22 protein-coding genes are annotated in these 19,407 nt (G+C 36.5%); 13 read left to right on the forward strand and 9 right to left on the reverse strand.

The window, feature by feature from the left end; all coding sequences use genetic code 11:
* Positions 1–84 precede the first annotated feature (84 nt).
* The 8 genes from QNH48_RS16010 (at position 85) to xerS (ending at position 5,428) form a co-directional block, all read left to right on the forward strand.
* Positions 85–564, forward strand: coding sequence for a DsrE/DsrF/DrsH-like family protein (locus tag QNH48_RS16010; protein WP_283951071.1), 480 nt, complete (start codon positions 85–87; stop codon positions 562–564).
* A 42-nt stretch (positions 565–606) separates the two neighbouring features.
* Entirely contained in the window at positions 607–960 is a 354-nt protein-coding gene (locus tag QNH48_RS16015; protein ID WP_283951072.1) for a rhodanese-like domain-containing protein, read from the forward strand.
* A gap of 27 nt (positions 961–987) precedes the next feature.
* Entirely contained in the window at positions 988–1,284 is a 297-nt protein-coding gene (locus QNH48_RS16020; protein WP_283951073.1) for a rhodanese-like domain-containing protein, read from the forward strand.
* 49 nt (positions 1,285–1,333) lie between these two features.
* The gene (locus QNH48_RS16025) at positions 1,334–1,912 is read left to right on the forward strand and encodes a sulfurtransferase TusA family protein (protein WP_283951074.1); all 579 of its coding nucleotides are present in this window, start codon (positions 1,334–1,336) and stop codon (positions 1,910–1,912) included.
* Between the two features lie 45 nt (positions 1,913–1,957).
* Positions 1,958–3,085: an MBL fold metallo-hydrolase gene (locus tag QNH48_RS16030; RefSeq protein ID WP_283951075.1), complete on the forward strand. Its 1,128-nt coding sequence runs from the start codon at positions 1,958–1,960 to the stop codon at positions 3,083–3,085.
* Between the two features lie 33 nt (positions 3,086–3,118).
* On the forward strand, positions 3,119–3,346 hold the full coding sequence (locus QNH48_RS16035) for a sulfurtransferase TusA family protein (RefSeq protein WP_283951076.1): 228 nt from the start codon (positions 3,119–3,121) through the stop codon (positions 3,344–3,346).
* 45 nt (positions 3,347–3,391) lie between these two features.
* Positions 3,392–4,168, forward strand: coding sequence for a sulfite exporter TauE/SafE family protein (locus QNH48_RS16040; protein WP_283951077.1), 777 nt, complete (start codon positions 3,392–3,394; stop codon positions 4,166–4,168).
* Positions 4,169–4,342: 174 nt separating this feature from the next.
* Positions 4,343–5,428: a tyrosine recombinase XerS gene (xerS, locus tag QNH48_RS16045; protein ID WP_283951078.1), complete on the forward strand. Its 1,086-nt coding sequence runs from the start codon at positions 4,343–4,345 to the stop codon at positions 5,426–5,428.
* Between the two features lie 273 nt (positions 5,429–5,701).
* Here the strand turns inward: xerS and QNH48_RS16050 are convergent, their stop codons facing one another.
* From QNH48_RS16050 to QNH48_RS16075, 6 genes are all read right to left on the reverse strand, one after another.
* Positions 5,702–6,487: a YybI family spore inner coat protein gene (locus QNH48_RS16050; protein WP_283951079.1), complete on the reverse strand. Its 786-nt coding sequence runs from the start codon at positions 6,485–6,487 to the stop codon at positions 5,702–5,704.
* 97 nt (positions 6,488–6,584) lie between these two features.
* Positions 6,585–9,023 carry a DNA topoisomerase IV subunit A gene (gene parC, locus QNH48_RS16055; RefSeq protein WP_283951080.1) on the reverse strand — a complete coding sequence of 813 codons (2,439 nt, stop codon included), beginning with the start codon at positions 9,021–9,023 and terminating at the stop codon, positions 6,585–6,587.
* Entirely contained in the window at positions 9,020–10,999 is a 1,980-nt protein-coding gene (gene parE, locus QNH48_RS16060; RefSeq protein WP_283951081.1) for a DNA topoisomerase IV subunit B, read from the reverse strand. Before parE ends, parC begins: the two co-directional genes overlap by 4 nt.
* 278 nt (positions 11,000–11,277) lie before the next feature.
* Positions 11,278–11,691, reverse strand: coding sequence for a CoA-binding protein (locus QNH48_RS16065; protein ID WP_283951082.1), 414 nt, complete (start codon positions 11,689–11,691; stop codon positions 11,278–11,280).
* A 106-nt stretch (positions 11,692–11,797) separates the two neighbouring features.
* Positions 11,798–12,319 carry a sensor histidine kinase gene (locus QNH48_RS16070; protein ID WP_283951083.1) on the reverse strand — a complete coding sequence of 174 codons (522 nt, stop codon included), beginning with the start codon at positions 12,317–12,319 and terminating at the stop codon, positions 11,798–11,800.
* 257 nt (positions 12,320–12,576) lie between these two features.
* Positions 12,577–14,316, reverse strand: coding sequence for a glycosyl hydrolase family 18 protein (locus QNH48_RS16075; RefSeq protein WP_283951084.1), 1,740 nt, complete (start codon positions 14,314–14,316; stop codon positions 12,577–12,579).
* A gap of 158 nt (positions 14,317–14,474) precedes the next feature.
* On the opposite strand from QNH48_RS16075, the gene plsY reads away from it, so the two are divergent.
* Positions 14,475–15,062, forward strand: coding sequence for a glycerol-3-phosphate 1-O-acyltransferase PlsY (plsY, locus tag QNH48_RS16080; protein ID WP_283951085.1), 588 nt, complete (start codon positions 14,475–14,477; stop codon positions 15,060–15,062).
* A 115-nt stretch (positions 15,063–15,177) separates the two neighbouring features.
* On the forward strand, positions 15,178–15,354 hold the full coding sequence (locus QNH48_RS16085; RefSeq protein WP_283951086.1) for a hypothetical protein: 177 nt from the start codon (positions 15,178–15,180) through the stop codon (positions 15,352–15,354).
* Between the two features lie 42 nt (positions 15,355–15,396).
* Here the strand turns inward: QNH48_RS16085 and QNH48_RS16090 are convergent, their stop codons facing one another.
* A complete protein-coding gene (locus QNH48_RS16090; RefSeq protein WP_283951087.1) occupies positions 15,397–15,564 on the reverse strand; it encodes a hypothetical protein in 168 nt (55 codons plus the stop codon).
* A 299-nt stretch (positions 15,565–15,863) separates the two neighbouring features.
* Here QNH48_RS16090 and QNH48_RS16095 point away from each other — a divergent pair, with 299 nt between their 5' ends.
* The 3 genes from QNH48_RS16095 to QNH48_RS16105 all read left to right on the forward strand — a co-directional run bounded on the left by QNH48_RS16095 (position 15,864) and on the right by QNH48_RS16105 (position 18,128).
* The gene (locus QNH48_RS16095) at positions 15,864–16,967 is read left to right on the forward strand and encodes a CapA family protein (RefSeq protein WP_283955794.1); all 1,104 of its coding nucleotides are present in this window, start codon (positions 15,864–15,866) and stop codon (positions 16,965–16,967) included.
* A gap of 41 nt (positions 16,968–17,008) precedes the next feature.
* On the forward strand, positions 17,009–17,764 hold the full coding sequence (locus tag QNH48_RS16100; protein WP_283951088.1) for a CPBP family intramembrane glutamic endopeptidase: 756 nt from the start codon (positions 17,009–17,011) through the stop codon (positions 17,762–17,764).
* Positions 17,765–17,834: 70 nt separating this feature from the next.
* Positions 17,835–18,128 (forward strand): HesB/YadR/YfhF family protein, encoded by a 294-nt coding sequence (locus QNH48_RS16105; RefSeq protein WP_283951089.1) that lies wholly within the window; start codon positions 17,835–17,837, stop codon positions 18,126–18,128.
* A 50-nt stretch (positions 18,129–18,178) separates the two neighbouring features.
* Here QNH48_RS16105 and QNH48_RS16110 read toward each other — a convergent pair whose 3' ends face one another.
* Together QNH48_RS16110 and QNH48_RS16115 are read right to left on the reverse strand one after the other, a co-directional pair.
* Positions 18,179–19,087 carry a Gfo/Idh/MocA family protein gene (locus QNH48_RS16110; RefSeq protein ID WP_283951090.1) on the reverse strand — a complete coding sequence of 303 codons (909 nt, stop codon included), beginning with the start codon at positions 19,085–19,087 and terminating at the stop codon, positions 18,179–18,181.
* Between the two features lie 18 nt (positions 19,088–19,105).
* Positions 19,106–19,396: a hypothetical protein gene (locus QNH48_RS16115; RefSeq protein ID WP_283951091.1), complete on the reverse strand. Its 291-nt coding sequence runs from the start codon at positions 19,394–19,396 to the stop codon at positions 19,106–19,108.
* Positions 19,397–19,407 lie beyond the last annotated feature (11 nt).

Here is a 19,407-nt window from a genome sequence, read left to right on the forward strand (position 1 = left end):
ATACCCATAGGGGTAATGGTAATAAAAATTTTTACTTTCTAAAATACCCCATTAGGTATACAAAACATCTAGGAGGAACTAAACATGACTGAAAAGAAGAAGACTACCATTGTATTATTTAGTGGTGATTATGATAAAGCGATGGCAGCGTATATTATTGCAAATGGGGCTGCTGCCTATGATCACGAAGTAACTATTTTCCATACTTTCTGGGGTTTGAATGCCCTTCGTAAAGACGAAGATATTCAGGTGAAAAAAGGTTTTATTGAAAAAATGTTTGGGAAAATGATGCCAAGGGGCGCAGATAAGATGGGGCTATCAAAAATGAACTTTGCAGGATTCGGTCCCAAAATGATTAAAGATGTTATCAAAAAGCACAACGCAATGACTCTTCCCCAGTTAATCGAAATGGCTCAAGAACAAGATGTAAAATTAGTTGCCTGCACCATGACAATGGATTTGTTAGGTCTACAGGAAAAAGAACTATTAGAAAACATTGAATATGCAGGAGTGGCTGCCTATTTAGCAGATGCTGAAGAAGGTAATGTGAACCTATTTATATAAATTATCGCAGGAATAACCACTGCATAAATGGGAGGATTACAAATGGAATATCTTATTATCGCATTAATTCTATTCTTTCTCTTTAAAAGGAATATATCGACAAATGGCGTTAATCATATTTCCACAACACAATTAAAAGAATTATTAAATGACAAGAATAAGCAATATATCGATGTTCGTACACCTGGAGAATATAAAGGCAATCATATCAAGGGATTTAAGAACATCCCTCTAAATCAAATAACTCAAAAAGCAGAAAAGGAATTAAATAAAGACAAAGAAGTGATTGTGATTTGCCAAAGTGGAATGAGAAGCCAACATGCCAGTAAAACACTTAAGAAATTAGGTTTTACTAATGTGACAAATGTCAAAGGCGGCATGAGCGCTTGGTCTTAAATAAATTTATACACGGAGGAAGATAACATGAAACAAATGACAGCAAAAGAAGTGGAAGAATTATTAAATCAAGGCAAGAATTTAAACATCATAGATGTACGTGAAGTAAAGGAAGTTGCAGCTGGTAAGATTCCTGGTGCAGTAAATATTTCCCTGGGGCTTTTAGAATTTCGTATGCATGAATTAGATAAATCAAAAGAGTATACCTTAGTTTGTCATTCCGGTGGAAGAAGTGCTCAGGCTTCGCGCTACCTTGAAAGCTATGGATTTAATGTAATCAACATGGTTGGTGGAATGTTGGCTTGGGAAGGCAAAATGGAATAATTACTAAGAAATCATATACCCATACATGTATCAAATAGGAGGTATTTTCATGGAAAACATTACAACAAACGTTATTTTAGATGCAAAAGGATTAGCATGCCCGATGCCGATTGTAAAAACAAAAAAGGCTATGAATCAATTAGAAGCAGGACAAGTATTAGAAGTTCAAGCAACAGATAAAGGATCAAAAGCTGATTTAAAAGCTTGGTCCAAAAGTGCGGGACATTACTATTTAGGAACGATTGATGAAGGAGGAGTGCTGAAGCATTATCTTCGTAAAGCTTCTAATGACGAATTAAATGAGACAAAACACCCTTATGTCATCATAAATGATGATTTAAAGAAGAAGCTTGAATCTAATGAAGATTTTGTTTTGGTTGATGTAAGGGAATATGCAGAATATGCATTTAACCACATTCCAAATTCTATTTCCATTCCTTTAGGAGATTTAGATGCCAGAATAAACGAATTAAACAAAGAAAATGAAACTTATGTGGTGTGTCGCACAGGAAACCGCAGTGATTTTGCTGCACAAAAATTGGTTGAAAAAGGCTTTACGAATGTTATCAATGTTGTTCCAGGCATGAGTCAATGGACCGGAAAAACAATAGGTTTAGACAAAGAATAAGCAAAATTTTTTGAAGAAAATAATACCACCGGGGGTAATTATGATATGGCTATCAATAGTATGTCTACAAAGGACGTAGCGAAAAATGTTTTTAATAAAGAAGAATTATTTATACTTGATGTTCGTAATAAAAGTGATTTTCATGATTGGAAAATTGAAGGGGAAAATTTCGAGTACTTAAATATCCCATATTTTGAATTGCTTGATGGTGTAGAAGAAATAATCGGTAAGATTCCTACTGGCAAAGATGTTTTAGTAGTTTGTGCAAAGGAAGGTTCTTCAATTATGATCGCTGAAATGCTCTCTGATGCAGGATTATCTGTTTCTTACCTACAAGGTGGCATGAAAGCGTGGAGTGAACACTTAGAACCCGTTAAAATCGGAGATTTAAAAGAAGGCGGGGAAATTTATCAATTTGTACGTATTGGTAAAGGTTGTTTATCTTACATGGTTGTTTCGAACGGTGAGGCCGCTCTCATTGATGCTACACGGATGACGGATTTTTATCTTGAATTTGCTGAAAGTATCGATACAAAAATTAAACATGTGTTTGATACACATCTTCATGCCGATCATATTTCTGGTGGTCGTAAAATCGCTGAAATAACCGGCGCAACCTATTGGCTCCCACCAAAAGATGCAACTGAAGTTACGTTCGAATATCAACCATTAGAAGATGGAAGTCTTGTAAACATCGGAATAGTAAAAATCGATATCCATGCCTTATATTCACCAGGTCATACAATAGGCTCTACTTCATTTATTGTTGATGAAAAGTACTTATTATCAGGTGATATCTTGTTTATTGACTCAATTGGAAGACCAGATTTGGCTGGTTTGGCACAAGATTGGGTAGGGGACCTAAGAGAAAGTTTATATAAACGTTACAGAGAATTATCAGGGAACTTAATTGTACTTCCTGCCCATTTTATGATGATCGAAGAGTTAAATGACGACGGTAGTATTTCAGCAAAATTAGGGACTCTGTTTACTAAAAACCATGGATTGAATATTGAAGACGAAAATGAATTCAGAAAAATGGTTACTGAAAACTTACCACCACAACCTAATGCTTATCAAGAGATTCGTGAAACGAATATGGGAAAAATAAATCCAGATGAAGAAAAACAAAGGGAAATGGAAATTGGACCAAATCGTTGTGCCGTTCGTTAATAGTGAACTAATTTAATAGGGGGAAAAACAGAAATGGAATCAACAAAATTAGTAGATGCAAAAGGATTGGCATGCCCAATGCCGATTGTGAAGACAAAGAAAGCAATTGGCGAGCTAATGTCAGGCCAAATTTTAGAGGTTCATTCAACGGATAAAGGGGCTAAAAACGACCTGTCAGCCTGGACTAAATCAGGTGGACACGAGTTATTAAATCAGATTGAAGAAGATGGTGTCTTGAAATTTTGGATTAAAAAGGGATAGATAATGAAAAAGGGGAAGGTTCCCCTTTTTTAGAAGGAGGACAACATGGCTATAAGCTTTTTCATAACAATCTTCCTAATTGGACTTTTAGGCTCATTTATCTCTGGAATGCTAGGTATAGGTGGAGCGATTATCAACTTTCCCATGCTATTATTTATTCCAGCAGCACTTGGCGTAGGTCATTTTACTGCACATGAGGTTACAGGCATTACAGCCATTCAAGTGTTCTTTGCAACAATAGGCGGTGTATTAGCTTACCGTAAGGGTGGGTATTTAAATAAGACACTAATTACTTACATGGGCATAAGTATTTTGATTGGTAGTTTTATTGGTGGTTTCGGATCAACGCACATACCCGGAAGTGGCATTAACATAATATATGGTATTTTAGCGTTATTAGCCGTTATTATGATGTTCGTTCCTAAAAAAGGATTAGATGATATTCCATTACATCAAGTAAGTTTTAACAAGGGGCTAGCAGCATTATTGGCCTTTATTGTGGGCATTGCCGCTGGAATTGTAGGTGCCGGAGGAGCATTTTTATTAGTACCGATCATGCTTGTTATATTAAAAATTCCAACAAGAATGACCATCGCTTCATCCTTAGCCATTACACTCATTTCATCTATTGGAGTGGTTTCTGGCAAAATTTCAACAGGACAGGTAGAGATTTTGCCTTCAATCATTTTAGTAGTTGCCAGTTTAATTGCATCACCAATTGGAGTGATGGTGGGAAAAAAGGTGAATACAAAAGTGCTCCATACAATTATGGGATTTTTAATATTGGTTACGGCAGTGAAAACGTGGATGGCTATTTTATAAATTAAAAGAGAGATAGAAGAGTGGATATTTAGTTTCTTAAGAAAGTAGCTTTGAGTTAACTCAAGGCTATTTTTTATTAAAAAAGGGTTTTTGTCTAGACCATAGATTATTACGTAAAATATAAATTTGACGTAATAATGGTGATTTAGTAAAATATAGAAGTGAGGTGATTTTATGGTAAACCAGTCAAAACAAGAAAATTTCAAAAAGCTGCAGTCCCTCTTATCTGAATTGCCCTGGTATGTCGATGAATATATCAATCATAAATTAAGAAAGCTTTCGACGGCCTCTTTGTTTAATTACTGCCATGATTACAAAATCTTTTTTAATTGGATGATTAATGAGCAATTATTTATTGGAGCTGCAAAAGATATTCCATTAAATCGATTAGAGCAAATGACAGTTATTGAGGTTGAAAGTTTTTTGAATTTCCTGCATTACGAATTAAATAATAAAGAATTAACGATCAATCGCAAGTTATCAGCTCTGAAATCCCTGTTTAATTATCTGCAGAATATTGCTGAAACCCCCGATTTAAAGCCCTATATTAACCGTAATGTAATGGCGAAAATTGAATTTAATGAAGTAAAAGACAGCATGGAAACGAAAGCCGCTAAAATGGAAGGAAAAATTCTTCTTGGCGATGAATACGAAAGGTTTCGTTTATTTGTTGCAAATGATTATGGTGAAATAAATAAACATAATAAAAAAATCTATAACTTTCATCAATTAAATAAAGAGCGTGATACGGCCATCGTATCCTTAATTTTGGGGTCTGGGCTTCGTCTTTCTGAGTTAATTGGTATTGAATTAGATGATATCGACTACAAAAAGTACTGTGTAAGAGTAATAAGAAAAGGAAATAAAGAGCAATTCGTGTTCTTTAGTCAGGTTGCGATGGCTGATCTGCAAGCATACCTATCTGTCAGAACAGCTAAGTACCAAGTTGATAAGAATAATAAGGCTTTATTTATCGCAGCATCAATGGGACCAAAAGGAAAATCGCGAAGACTTTCAGCACGGTCAGTTGAGAAATTAATAGAAAAGTATGCTACTGCATTTGGTAAACCGTCGTTATCCGTACATAAACTAAGACATTCATTTGCAACAAGATATCATGCTGAAATTAACGATGTACCAAAATTACGAAGGCAATTAGGGCATTCATCCATTCAAACCACGATGATTTATACCCATATAAAGAATGACGATTTAAAAATTGCCGTCGATAAAATGGATATGCCGAAAGAACAATCATAACTAGGTCAGCAGTATTAGCTGCTGACTTTTTCGAATTTTACTAGTTTACATAATATAATTATGGTAACAAATATCGATTATATCTCATTTCCCAAGTATACTTAAGTTAATGAGACGGAATAAAAATTTAGGTTTAGAAAAAATAATTACGAATCACCTTTGCCATTTCCTGCTCTAGTAGCCAGTTCATGAGCTTTTTTAGAAACTCTTCATGACACCCAAAAGTTACAAAAAACACAGGTTTCCCTGTGTCATTTGTGTATTTACCTGTATTTAGGATTTTTTGCCCCCCTGCCCTGCTTGCTCTTCTTCATTACTCTGTACATTCGTGGTATCGAGATTCCATTTATCATCACCATATTTCCATGTTGACTCCACAAAAGCAATGGTATCGGCATTTGCAAGCCCGGTAATTCTTTGTACTCCTTTTAATATAACCTCACCTGTTTTTAGTTTAACTGGCTTTAAAGAATGAAATGAATTTACTGTTAATTCAGTTGGTTCATTTAAACGTCCCTTATAATAAAGTCCTAGTTTTTTATAATATTTTTTTCGATCCTTTAAATCAAATTCATAGGTTTTACCTGTTTGCGCAATGGTTATTTTCGCCTTATAACCATTTTCAAAGGTACTTGCCATTTCTAATGGTTCAGGAACCTTCAATTCTTTACTGATATTATCCTTCAATGTATATAAATAATTAAGAGTTATGCCTCCGCTTCCCCCTGTTAATACATTCGAAAATAAATCCTTTACTCCATCCTGGTTAAGATCAACCAGCTTTAAAGATGCTTTCGATCCGCTTTCTAGTGGAATTTTGTACTGTTTTTCATCCACAGTAGATATATCAATATAAATCTCTTTTAAATAATCTTCTTCATCTTCATAAGGAACACCTTTTAACTGAATACTTTCATTGGTTCCATCTCCAGTGACGTCAGATTCATATTTTGAAATGGTAACTGTTTTAGCTTTTTCATCGAAGGCATGAACACCGGTTATTGCAGTAACAGACATGAGAAAAAATGCAGCAGCAACGAGTAGTAATTCTTTTTTCATTCTTTTCCCCTCCAAAATCTGATACAGGTAGTATTCCCCAGTTTTGGTAAAAACATGAAAAAGACTCCCGATAATTAGGGAGTCTTTGATAATTATTTTATTCGTTCGCCTTCGTTGGACCTTCTACCTTCCAAATGGTTGTTACCTTTCCATTGTCGTTTTCATCAAGGACGAAAGAACCGTTAGAATAACGATCATTAAAGCGAATTTCAGATGTTACGATTGTTTCCGTGTGACCTTTTTCGGTTTGTAGGAAGACAGTATCTTCGTCATTTGCAACGACAAAACCAACCACACGATGAGGATTTGCTTTTAACTCTCGTAAAATAATAACTCCACGCTTAGCTCGTGTTGCTTTTTCAAATTCCTTCAGTTTCATTCTCTTCACAGAACCACGTTGAGTGGTGATGACAATGGATTCTTTCGTGTCGGGAGAAAGTACCTTCCCACCGACAACAACATCTCCATCCTTCAAATTGATACCTTTTACACCGGCAGCACGTACGCCGACAATACTAATTTCTTCTTCATGGAACCAAAGTGCATAACCAAAATTAGATATTAAGAATAATTCTTTTGTTCCATCGGTTAGATGAACATCAATGACTTGATCATCATCCTTAAGATTAACACCCACTAATGGTTTCGAATATCGCTGTGCCTTATATTGCTTAAGCTCAGTTTTCTTGACCATTCCATTTTTGGTGACAAACACGAGATAAGCATCAATCTCAAAATCTTTCACCGTAATAGCGTGAATAATATCTTCGTTACGTTCAATAGGGATGATATTGGCAACATGCTGTCCTATGTCCTTCCAACGGATATCTGGAAGTTCATGGACAGGACAGTATAAGTAATTGCCTTTATTCGTAAACAACAGGACTACATCTTTAGTGTTCACATCTAGCTGTGCTAATAACCGGTCAGAGTCCTTCATCGCCAAGTCTTGCCCATTTGAAGCAGCGTAAGAACGCTGGCTTGTACGTTTTATATATCCCTCTTTTGTAACAGTTACGATGACATCCTCGCTTGGTACAGTAACCTCAAGGTTTATTTTCAATTCTTCTATCTCAGCTTCTATTTTAGAACGACGAGCATCAGCAAATCGCTTTTGTACGTCTTTTAATTCTTTTTTTATAACCGATATTAGTTTTTTTTCACTTAATAAAATGGCAGTCCATTCTGCTATTTTATTAGCCAACTCTTCAGCTTCATTTTGAAGGGCAGTTATATCGGTATTGGTTAAACGGTAAAGCTGTAAAGAAACGATGGCTTCCGCCTGAGCCTCAGTGAATGCGAATTTGGAAATCAAGTTATCTTTTGCATCGCGTTTATCTTTTGATGCGCGGATCGTCGCTATCACTTCGTCAAGGATGGATAAGGCCTTCATTAATCCTTCAACGATATGTTGACGTTCATTTGCTTTGTCTAGCTCATATTTTGTTCTTCTAACAACAACTTCTTTTTGGTGCTCAATATAAGCGTCCAGCATTTCACGTATTCCTAATAATTTTGGACGTTTTTTTGCAATAGCAACCATATTAAAATTATATGTGACTTGCAAATCGCTATTTTTATATAGATAGTTCAGGACACCATTTGCATCTGCATCTTTCTTTAATTCGATGACAATTCGGAGACCCGTTCTGTCTGTTTCATCACGAACCTCTGATATTCCCTCGACTTTTCGGTCGAGACGGAATTCATCGATTCTCTTAACAAGATTTGCTTTATTGACTTCAAACGGAATCTCCGTCACGACAATCTGCTGCTTGCCGCCGCGTACATCTTCAATTTCCGCTTTACTGCGAACAATGATTTTCCCTTTACCAGTTTCATAGGCCTTTTTAATACCATCAATACCTTGAATGATACCGCCAGTGGGAAAATCCGGTCCTTTAATGACAGTCATTATTTCATCGACGGTTGAATCTGGATGGTCCATTCGCATGATGACGCCGTCAATGACTTCTCTGAGATTATGTGGTGGAATATCGGTTGCGTACCCTGCCGATATCCCTGTTGAACCGTTTACCAACAAATTTGGAAACATTGCTGGTAATACGGTAGGTTCCTTTGAAGTATCATCGAAGTTAGGGATAAAATCGACTGTTTGCTTTTCAATATCACGAAGCAACTCTGCAGCAATGGCAGATAAACGAGCCTCCGTATAACGCATCGCAGCTGGAGGATCTCCGTCCATACTTCCGTTGTTTCCATGCATCTGGATTAGGACATTCCTAACCTTCCAGTCCTGGCTCATCCGCACCATTGCCTCATAAACAGATGAATCACCGTGTGGGTGATAGTTACCAATTACATTACCCACTGTTTTTGCTGATTTACGGAAGCCCTTTTCTTGTGTATTACCTTCGACATGCATCGCATACAGAATTCTTCGTTGTACGGGTTTTAAGCCATCCCTTGCATCCGGTAAGGCCCGTTCTTGAATGATGTATTTACTATATCTTCCAAAACGGTCGCCGATTACATCCTCTAGAGGTAAGTCACGGAATTTCTCATTTGTGCTCATTCTTCAGATTCCTCCTGGGCGACAGTAATATTTTCATTATCAAGAATTGTATCATCCTCTTCTAATCCAAACGCCACATTGCTTTCGATCCATTTACGGCGAGGGTCAACTTTATCACCCATTAGAGTAGTGATTCGTCGTTCTGCTCTTGCCGCATCATCTATTTTTACTCGAATCAATGTCCGAGTTTCTGGATTCATCGTTGTATCCCAAAGCTGGTCGGCATTCATCTCGCCAAGACCTTTATAGCGCTGGATCATGTACCCTCTGCCAACTTTTTTAATTGCTCCCTGAAGTTCATCCTCGTTCCAGGCATACTCGATGATTTCTTTTTTACCTGTTCCTCTACTCACTTTATACAAAGGAGGCAGTGCAATAAACACTTTACCTGCTTCAATAAGTGGTTTCATATACCGATAGAAAAAGGTTAACAGTAACACTTGAATATGCGCACCGTCAGTATCGGCATCTGTCATGATAATAACTTTATCATAATTCACATCTTCTACATTAAAATCAGAACCTACTCCAGCCCCAACCGTATGAATAATCGTATTGATTTCTTCATTTTTAAAAATATCGGCCAGCTTTGCTTTTTCAGTATTAATGACCTTACCCCGTAATGGAAGAACAGCTTGGAAACGTCGGTCACGTCCTTGTTTTGCAGAGCCGCCAGCAGAGTCACCCTCAACTAAATAGATCTCATTTCTTTGCGGATTTCTTGACTGGGCAGGTGTAAGCTTTCCTGATAATAGTGCATCCGAACGCTTCCGTTTTTTACCGCTTCTAGCATCCTCCCGTGCTTTTCTTGCTGCTTCACGGGCTTGGTAGGCTTTAATAGATTTTTTAATCAACAAAGAGCTAATGTCTGGATTTTCTTCAAGGAAATAAGTAAGGTGTTCAGAAACCACTGCGTCCACTGACGATCTAGCTTCACTCGTACCTAATTTGCCCTTTGTCTGACCCTCAAATTGTAATAATTGTTCAGGAACTCGGATAGAAATAATCGCAGATAATCCTTCACGAATATCTGCACCCTCGAGATTTTTCTCCTTTTCTTTCAAAAGAGAAACCTTACGGGCGTAATCATTGAAGATACGAGTCATCGCCGTTCGTGAACCTACTTCGTGCGTTCCTCCATCTTTCGTCCGAACATTGTTTACAAATGAAAGCATGTTCTCTGAATAGCCGTCATTAAATTGAAAAGCAAATTCAACTTCAATTCCATTATGGCTTCCTTCAAAACTAATCACCGGATGAAGTACATCTTTTTCTTCATTTAAGTAAGCGACAAAGGCCTCTATTCCATTTTCATAATGAAAAACCTCATGAAAGTCATTTCGGTCATCGATGATTTCAATCTTTAACCCTTTTAGAAGAAAAGCCGATTCTCGTAACCTCTCACATAATGTTTCAAAATTATAGGCAGTTGTTGAAAAGATGGTCGGGTCCGGTTTAAAGTGAATCGTTGTACCAGTTTGATTCGTTTTACCGATTTTCTCTAATGTTGTTGCCGGTTTACCACCATTTTCAAAGCGTTGTTCGTAAACAAAACCATCTCTTTTAATCGTTACAGTTAACCATTCAGATAATGCATTAACGACTGAGGCACCAACACCATGTAAACCACCGCTGGTTTTGTAGCCGCCTTGACCAAATTTACCCCCAGCATGGAGGATTGTTAAAATGACTTCAGGAGTGGGTTTCCCCATTTTATGCATACCCGTAGGCATTCCGCGTCCTTTGTCCATTACACTTATTGAATTATCTTTATGAATTTTTACAATGATTTGGTCCCCGAATCCTCCGAGAGCCTCATCGACAGAGTTGTCGACTATCTCATATACAAGATGGTGTAATCCGCGTGTATCAGTGCTCCCGATGTACATTCCTGGTCGCTTCCTGACGGCCTCCAGTCCCTCTAGTACCTGTATGGCATCATCATTATATTCAAAAGCTTTCTGATTACTTGCCACTTAAATACCCCTTTCATTCCCTACAAAAGAAAAAACACTTTCTACTTGCTATCTTTATGAGTAATTTTATCATTCGTGTAAAAGTTGTTTCCATAATTTAGAACGAATGTTTGCCGCTTATAATTGTACCACATGTTTACGGCGTCTATGCTTTATTTTAGCGATTTATTTCGATTTGGCAAATGTCTAATGTAAAACAACATATTTATGTAACAGTAATTTAAGTCAAGAAAAGAAAAAAACTGCTAATTTTTTAGCAGCTTTTTTCCGGCAAATGATTATTTTGTTAAAGCATGTGCCACTTTTATACAAAGATCCATAATTACTGTATATCCTTTTTCCTTCAAAAACTCATATGCTTCTTCATTTACTAAGCCTTGCTGTGCCCAAAAAACATCTGCATCAATTTCATCGAATTCTTTTGCCACATCAAACAATTGTTCTGAACGGCGGAAAACATTGACAATATCAATGTGTCCTTCAATGTCCTTTAAAGAAGCAACCGCTTTCACACCTAGTACTTCATCAACACTTGGATTCACGGGAATAATTTCATATCCTGCTTTTTGCATCACCTCTGACACCATATAAGAGGTTCTGTCTGGTTTATCACTTAAACCTACAACAGCGATACGTTTAGATTTTTTTAAAATTGCTCCTATTTCCTCTAATGATGGATTTTCGACTGCCATGAAATACACTTCCTTTATTTCCTTAATTTTACTATCCACTCTTACTATAACATAATTAGATTGTTTACAAAAAATAAAGGCTTCCGAGTGGTCGGAAGCTTTTTTATTAAAGTGATGCATTATTTTCGGAAGCGAATTTTGGAATAGAAAGACTGAATCTTGCTCCATCCTCAGTATTTTCTACCTTTACGAAACCATTCATTTTTTCAATAATCATTTTCGTTATATAAAGGCCATTACCAGTTCCATGCTCTTTTGTATTGAAATTGGGTTCGAATAACCTTGGGATATGTGCAGAATCGATATCACCTGCATTATCAGTAATCTCCACTACGATAAGATTCTCATTCGTATAAATCTGGATTTTCATTTTTCTATTTTGGATATGGTTCCTAACAAAAGATTCTCTTGCGTTCGTCAAAATATGTAAAACAATTTGACTGAATTCATTGGGAACTCCATAGGCCATTTGCAGGCCTCGGTATTCGAAATCCACATGAATATCTTGGTTCTTAAGGATGGAGAAAAAAACTGACAACGCTTCTTCAATTGAATCTGAAACAGAAAAAGGACATTTTTCTTTGTTACTCTGATTGAATTTTCGAACATCATTATTGGAACGTGACATACTTTCACCTCTTTTATTTTACTTAAATGAATATAAGAAATCCCATCAGTACCACAGTTGACTTGATCTGGGGTTAACAGTCGTTTTTATAAAAATTATAAGTAAATTATATTTCGGGATAACAACTCTTTTCAATCGGTATTGAAAGGGTTTGGAAATTCTCCATATATTTGTAATAAATTAGACTTTAATTGTACTTAACTTAGACAGAATATTATATTAAATGAAAACGAAAAAAAATAGACCAGTATGCCGGTCTATTTCTGTGTTAATGCCTTATTAGGGTCCATATTTATTGCGGTCCAAGCAGTCTGATCTCCGAAATTTCTAGACCAGGCAGCTACTCCAGCTAGTTGGTAAGTAGATGCAAGGTTTGCACGTTTAGATAATGATAATTCGTCTTCAATCCATACTTTATAGGTTGCCTTCTCCACTTCCGCATAATATTCTACATAGTTTTGACCGCTTTCTTCATCATAAACAGGCTGTAGACCTTTCACTAAAAGCCATTCTTTCACCTTCGTCATCGACAAAGCCTGAGAGCTAACCTCCGTCGTCCCGTCCTCTTTTTGTTGTTCTTTCCAAAGTCTGGTGTATAATGGCACACCTAGAATGAGCTTCTCCTTTGGAACTTCATTCAACAAGTTTTGTAGATTTTTCTCCACCCAAGGCAGACTTGAAACACTCCCGGCAACCGGGGATGAACCAGAATGCTCATCATAAGCCATAATAATAAGATAATCTACAATACCAGCGAGCTTACTTCTTTCATAGAAGGAAGACCAGTTATTATTTTCGCCGGCATAAAAGGTTATGTCCATCGAAACAACTAACCCTGCTTCGTGTAAGTAAGGTGTTGCTTCCCGCATAAATTGGGTGACAAGGTGGCCGTCCTCCTGCTTTACATTTTCTATATCAAAGTTTATTCCCTGTAATTGGTACATTTGACTAAAATGAAGCAGCTGTACAATTATCTTTTGCCGTGTTTCAAAATCCTTTAACGCCTCATGCGTGAGCACTGGGTCAAACGAATTCGAAAATAACCCCCAGACTTGATAGCCCTTTGACTGTGCCCATTTACTATAATCCAAGGATGCTAAATTACTTATGCTTCCATCGTTTCCAGTTAAGGAGAACCAAGATGGAGACACTACATTCAATCCCAACATATCAGGTATTTGCGTATGATCTGGATTTTTTGTATAAACGGCTTCCCAGGTTAATTGAATAGGCCCATTAATTTTGGGGATTTCTAATGTTTCATTTTTCTGTGAGATTGTAATAGTTACTTCTTTGTTTTTCTTAACATATTTCTTGTTGATGTACCCACTTACTCCATTTTCTTTTCTTACCAAATAATAATCCTGTTCCTCAGCCTCTATCATGACGGTTTCTTGTTTAGACATTTCCGCAGTATATGGTGACTTTAACGATTGCTCAGTTCGTAATCTCAATTTTTCAGGGTGAACTTCTTCCGCTGTTATTTCTCCTTGAATATAATGATCACCATTTTTTTGTACCCAAACAGCACCTGTATCCTCTAGAACAGTATATTGGATAGGGTAATAGGACAGCAACGGATCGATTGCCACAAATAATTGACCTTCTTTGGAAATAATCGGTGATACCTGCAAATCCACTGGTTTTTGATTAATAAAGAAAGTTAATGAATCTGTAGGCATTTGAATGACTTTATCTGTTGTCGTAATGATGATGGACTTAGATTTTTCATCAAAAATAATAGAATTATCTATGTGCTCTTGCATAAATGTAAGTGGGAGAAAGATAGAATCCCCCTCAAGTAATGCATTTCCCTTTTGAGTTCCTTCAAAAAGGATTGGATTTTTTTTGGTAAAGTAAGTTGATTTTTCCTTAGATGCAAACGGATATAATAAAAAAAGAATAGAAGATGCAATCATTAAAATTGCGATCATCAATCCTCCTAGGATCCATTTTGATGATAATGATTTCTTCTTACGGTATTCAATTTGTGCCAACGTTCTTCCCCCTCACATCTATCGTACGGTATTAAATAAAAATTGAGAAGGAATTTTTTTTACACTTTTTGAAATAGTTAAAAGCGGTGGTAGTGTTTTTTCACCATTACATGGTAAAATAACAGGACATGCATTATTTATAGAAGGAGAAATCGTTGATGGTTCAAATTATTTTAGTCTTGATACTAGCCTACCTGCTAGGATCCATTCCGTCAGGTTTAATCATTGGGAAAGTTTTTTATAAAACAGATATACGTGAACATGGAAGTGGAAATTTAGGGGGAACGAATACTTTTCGAACCTTAGGAGTTAAAGCTGGTCTAGCTGTTACTGTGGCTGATATCTTAAAAGGGACGTTAGCGGCATCCTTACCTGTATTGTTTGGACTTGATAATATCAATCCTTTACTCGCTGGTGTTTTTGCTGTTATTGGACATACCTATCCCGTCTTTGCTGGATTTAGAGGCGGCAAAGCAGTAGCTACTTCTGGAGGCGTATTATTGTTTTGTGCACCACTTATGTTTTTAACCATTTTCGTTGTCTTTTTCGCTAGTCTTTACATAACAAAATATGTATCACTATCATCCATGCTTGCTGGCATTTGTGCTGTGATTTATGCTGCAATCGATGGAGACATTCCCCTTCTAATTGCAGTGACACTGTTGGCCTCATTTGTAATTTATCGACACCGTGCTAATATTAGGCGAATCATGAATAAAACGGAACCTAAAATTAAATGGCTTTAAGGAATCTTAAATGGTTCCTTAAAGCCATTTTTCATGAAAATTTCATATTTCCTGTCATTTTCCTTCCACATTGTAAAGTAAAATTAAGGGTAAAGGAACCCATGGAGGGGATTTCATGTCTGACCTTAATCAAACCTATATATTTTCAACAGATGTTTCAACACCTGCAAATCAAGAATTTGTGGTTGAATTTTATCAGTGTTTAATGGATGATATCCCAGAAATATTTCCTTACAAGGTAACAAAGAATTTTGACGAACTAATTGATTTTTTTGAGCAAATGGATGAATAAATAACAGAAAAAACGGAGTTTCTAAAAGTAGAAACTCCGTTTTTAAATTTTTAATAATGTAAATGAATATTTACCCAGAGCATTCTCTACATAATCAAGTTTAGTATGGTCAAAATAAACATAATCCTGTTCATGTATGAGAATATTAAGCCCTTCAAATTCAAATAGTAGATCACCAGTAATTTTCCGCTCTTCCAGAGACAGATTCAATTTGGGACCTCCTCAGCCAATCCCCATACTCAACCGAACCAGTAGTTCCTCATTTGGAGATTGCTTTTCTCTCAGGATAATTCCTTCCAAAATACTGCGGGCACTCTCCGTAATCTTGAACAAACCTATCACATCCTTAAATTTTTTCACAATTTGCAGGAAAAAGTCGAAAAATAGCACATAAATATATTATAGTATTGGTAGAATGGTTGAAAATATTTTGCCTCAAAACAAACTAGTAAGGAGAACCTATGAAAAAGAAGGCCATAATTTCGTCTTTCATTATCATTTTTTTGTGTATGATCGTTGCTGGGGTGCTTCTTATTGAACAGCATAATAACCAGGCTGCTGCAGAAAAAAAACACCCTGCAAAGGAACATACTGCAAGATTGCAGACTGTTATGAGCAGGACTCTAACAGAAAAGGTAACTGTCGGTGCCATCGGCGACATTTTGATTCATGATACGGTTTATCAGGATGCGTATAATGGATCGCAATATAATTTCAACCCTATCTTCGAAAATGTTAAAAGCATGATGGAATCACCGGATGTACTAACAGCTAATCAGGAAAGCATGTTAGGTGGAGTTGACATTGGTGTATCAAGCTACCCGACGTTTAATAGTCCACACGAGGTCGCAGATGCTCTCGTCCATTCGGGGGTTGATATTGTGTCAATTGCTAACAACCATACGTTAGACAAAGGGGAAAGAGGTATTCTTTCCGCTACCGATTATTTAAATAGTATCGGACTTCCCCATGTTGGAAGCTTTCTAAATCAAGAGGATCGCAAAAAACTAAGAATCATCAATAAAAATGGCATTAAATTAGCCTTTCTATCTTATACCTATGGTACAAATGGAATACCCATTCCAGATGGAAAAGACTTCCTTGTTAATCTTATCAATCGTGATCTTATGAGTGACGAAATTCTGCGTGCTAAGAAAGAAGCAGATGTTGTGATTATGAGTATCCATTGGGGAAATGAATACCAACGAATTCCGACGAACGAGCAAAAGGATTTGGCGAATTTCCTTGCGAACCAAGGAGTTGATATCATCTTCGGGTCTCATCCCCATGTACTTCAGCCAATGGAATGGATTAATACGGAAGATGGCGGAAAGTCATTTGTTATTTATTCACTGGGTAACTTCATTTCAGGACAAGTAAGAGACTATAAAGATATTGGCGGCATGGCAACGGTTGAAATAACGAAACATATTTCTAATACTGGAAAGTCAATTGAATTATCAAATCCGGCTTTTTATCCCACCTATGTTTCTAGCCAACGAAGTAAAAATTATCAAGTCGTACCATTAGAAAATGCAGGTTCCTTCGGATTGCAAAATGCTGCTGCTAAATACCAGGAAATTAAAGACCATATGACCCAATGGCTCCGTTAATACGGGGCCATTTATCCGTTTTAATTGGAAGGAAGTTTCAAATGAAACAAATTAACTATCAAGGATATATTTTATCAATATTGTTTATCGTTTTAATTTATTTCTTCACGAGAAGTTACTATAGTCTATTTACTTGGTTCCTCCTTGGCCTCTTCCTCTTGCTCGCTTTCCTGAAGGAAGAAAATCGTTTATTTGCATGGGTGATGATTTCCTTTTTTGTTGGAAATCTAATTCTCTTTTATACCGATAAATTTATTGAAGGGTATCAGTTCATTCCAATCTATAGGGTAATCATAAATCAGGTATTGTTCCTTATCCCTATCCTATCGGTATGTTATGTGATTAAGCAGTTCAATAAAAAAATTAGCTTCTTTTTTAATAAACGAGAGCTAAATAACACCAATAAGCTTTCCTATATCATTTTGATACTTCTTGCTGTTGGTGTTACTTTATTATTAATCAATAATAGTGAATCAGATTTGAACAGGATCCTTTCTCTTATCACCTTCACTCTTATTCATGCCTCTCTGCAGGAAACGATATGGCGAGGTATTCTGTTAACACAATTAATTAAGATAACAAATGAAACATCTGCTATTTTGTTTACAAGTATTGCCTTTGCGATGAACACAACTATATTTGGATTTTCTATTTCTGTAGCTCTGGTATATCTATTTTTAGGGTTGATATTTGCCTTGTTAACCATTAAATATAAAAGCATTTTGCCATCTATTTTCGCCCATACATTGATATTAATTTTCTTTTACCTAAATGACTGGCTTCAACTTCCTTTATAAGCAACATCATCGATAATTGCCTTTGATTTATTATATAATAAGATCATAGGTATTTTGAAAGGAGAAACAGATGAAAATCCTAATCAACAGTGAAGCTGCAGCATGGTACAAACAAGAACTAAATCTTAAAACAGGTGATTTTGTCCGTTTCTATGTCCGTTATGGCGGATGCAGTACCGTACAAAGTGGGTTTTCACTTGGTATATCAAATGATGAACCCGTTGATATTGGTGCAAAGACAACCGAAGAAGGGGTAACTTTTTATATTGAAGAAAAAGACTTATGGTACTTCGATGACCATGATTTAATCATTGAGTATCATGCAAAATATGATGAGCCTGTTTTAGATTATAAAAAAGCATAATCAAAAAAAAGCACACATGAATGATGGTACTTTCATGTGTGCTTTTTCTATTACCTGTTCTCCAGTTGTTGGACTACAAGCTCGCATATTTCATGTGTCTGTAATGAATCTCTTGCAGTAACGGATGGAAAGCCGCCATTACCTACCGCACTTATAAACTCTTCAACAATCTGTTCAAATCCTCTTTTAAAAAGAGTAGAATCCCAATTGTTAAAAGAATGAGCGATTTCCTTTTGATCACGATAAATCGCTAATTTATCTAAATCATGAACAACTCTTTTCTCGTTCGTTCCCATTACTTCTAATCTCTCTTCTACTGCCCCGCTGTCTCGATTCATAATCGCGATACCTGTCATGTCCTTACAGATAAATTGAACGACTACATGATAAAGCATCCCATTATCTACTCTTCCATTAACGATTGTTTCTTGTACATCACCTTTCAACAGGTAACGCACCGTATCTAAAACGTGGATAAAATCATCATAGACAAATGAGCGAATATCGCTGGGGAGTGCGTGGCGGTTCTTTTGTAAAATAACCATATTTGGTTGTTCAATTTCTGTCATTGCCTGATAAAATGGGGCAAATCGTCTGTTAAATCCAGTCATTAAGATAAGCCCTTTTCTCTCGGCAAGTTCCACAAGTTCCTTGGTTGTCTCCAAGTGATAGGTGATAGGCTTTTCGACATAGACATGGATACCATTCTCTAAAAGCTCTCTTACAATTTCCTCATGAGATTCCGTTGACGAATGGACAAAAGCTCCTTTAATTCCGCACTCTATTAGTGTAGTAAGACTAGAATGAGTATGTGGAAAACGATATTGAGTACTAATTTCCGTTAAAACGTTAGTATTTCTTGTGAATAGATGGAATTCCACATCAGCTAGCTTACTAAAAACAGGCAAATAAGCTTTTTTCGCTATATCCCCAAGACCGATGATTCCTAACTTTAACATGGTTTCATCTCCCTGCTTTCACCAAATATGGTGATGTAATCCTTCTTTATCTAGTATTTCTTTTTGCCTTTCTCCAATTAAATCAAAATGTGAATAGCCGTCACGGCGGTGGTGAATCCATTCTTTTTGTAACCCATATTGTCTTCCCCATTCAGCAAGTTTTTCAAGGTCTAGGCAGCCTACCTTAGTAACGGTATTACAGCCTGGAAAACGATCATCCAGCCAATAGTGGGTTAAGAATGCGATTTCACCCTCATCAATTTTTTGTTTCCACTCTATTACTTCCTGTCTTTTGATTCCAAATGCCATATAGTCACCCC

The sequence above is a fragment of the Neobacillus sp. YX16 genome, from assembly GCF_030123505.1.
Taxonomy (GTDB): domain Bacteria; phylum Bacillota; class Bacilli; order Bacillales; family Cytobacillaceae; genus Neobacillus.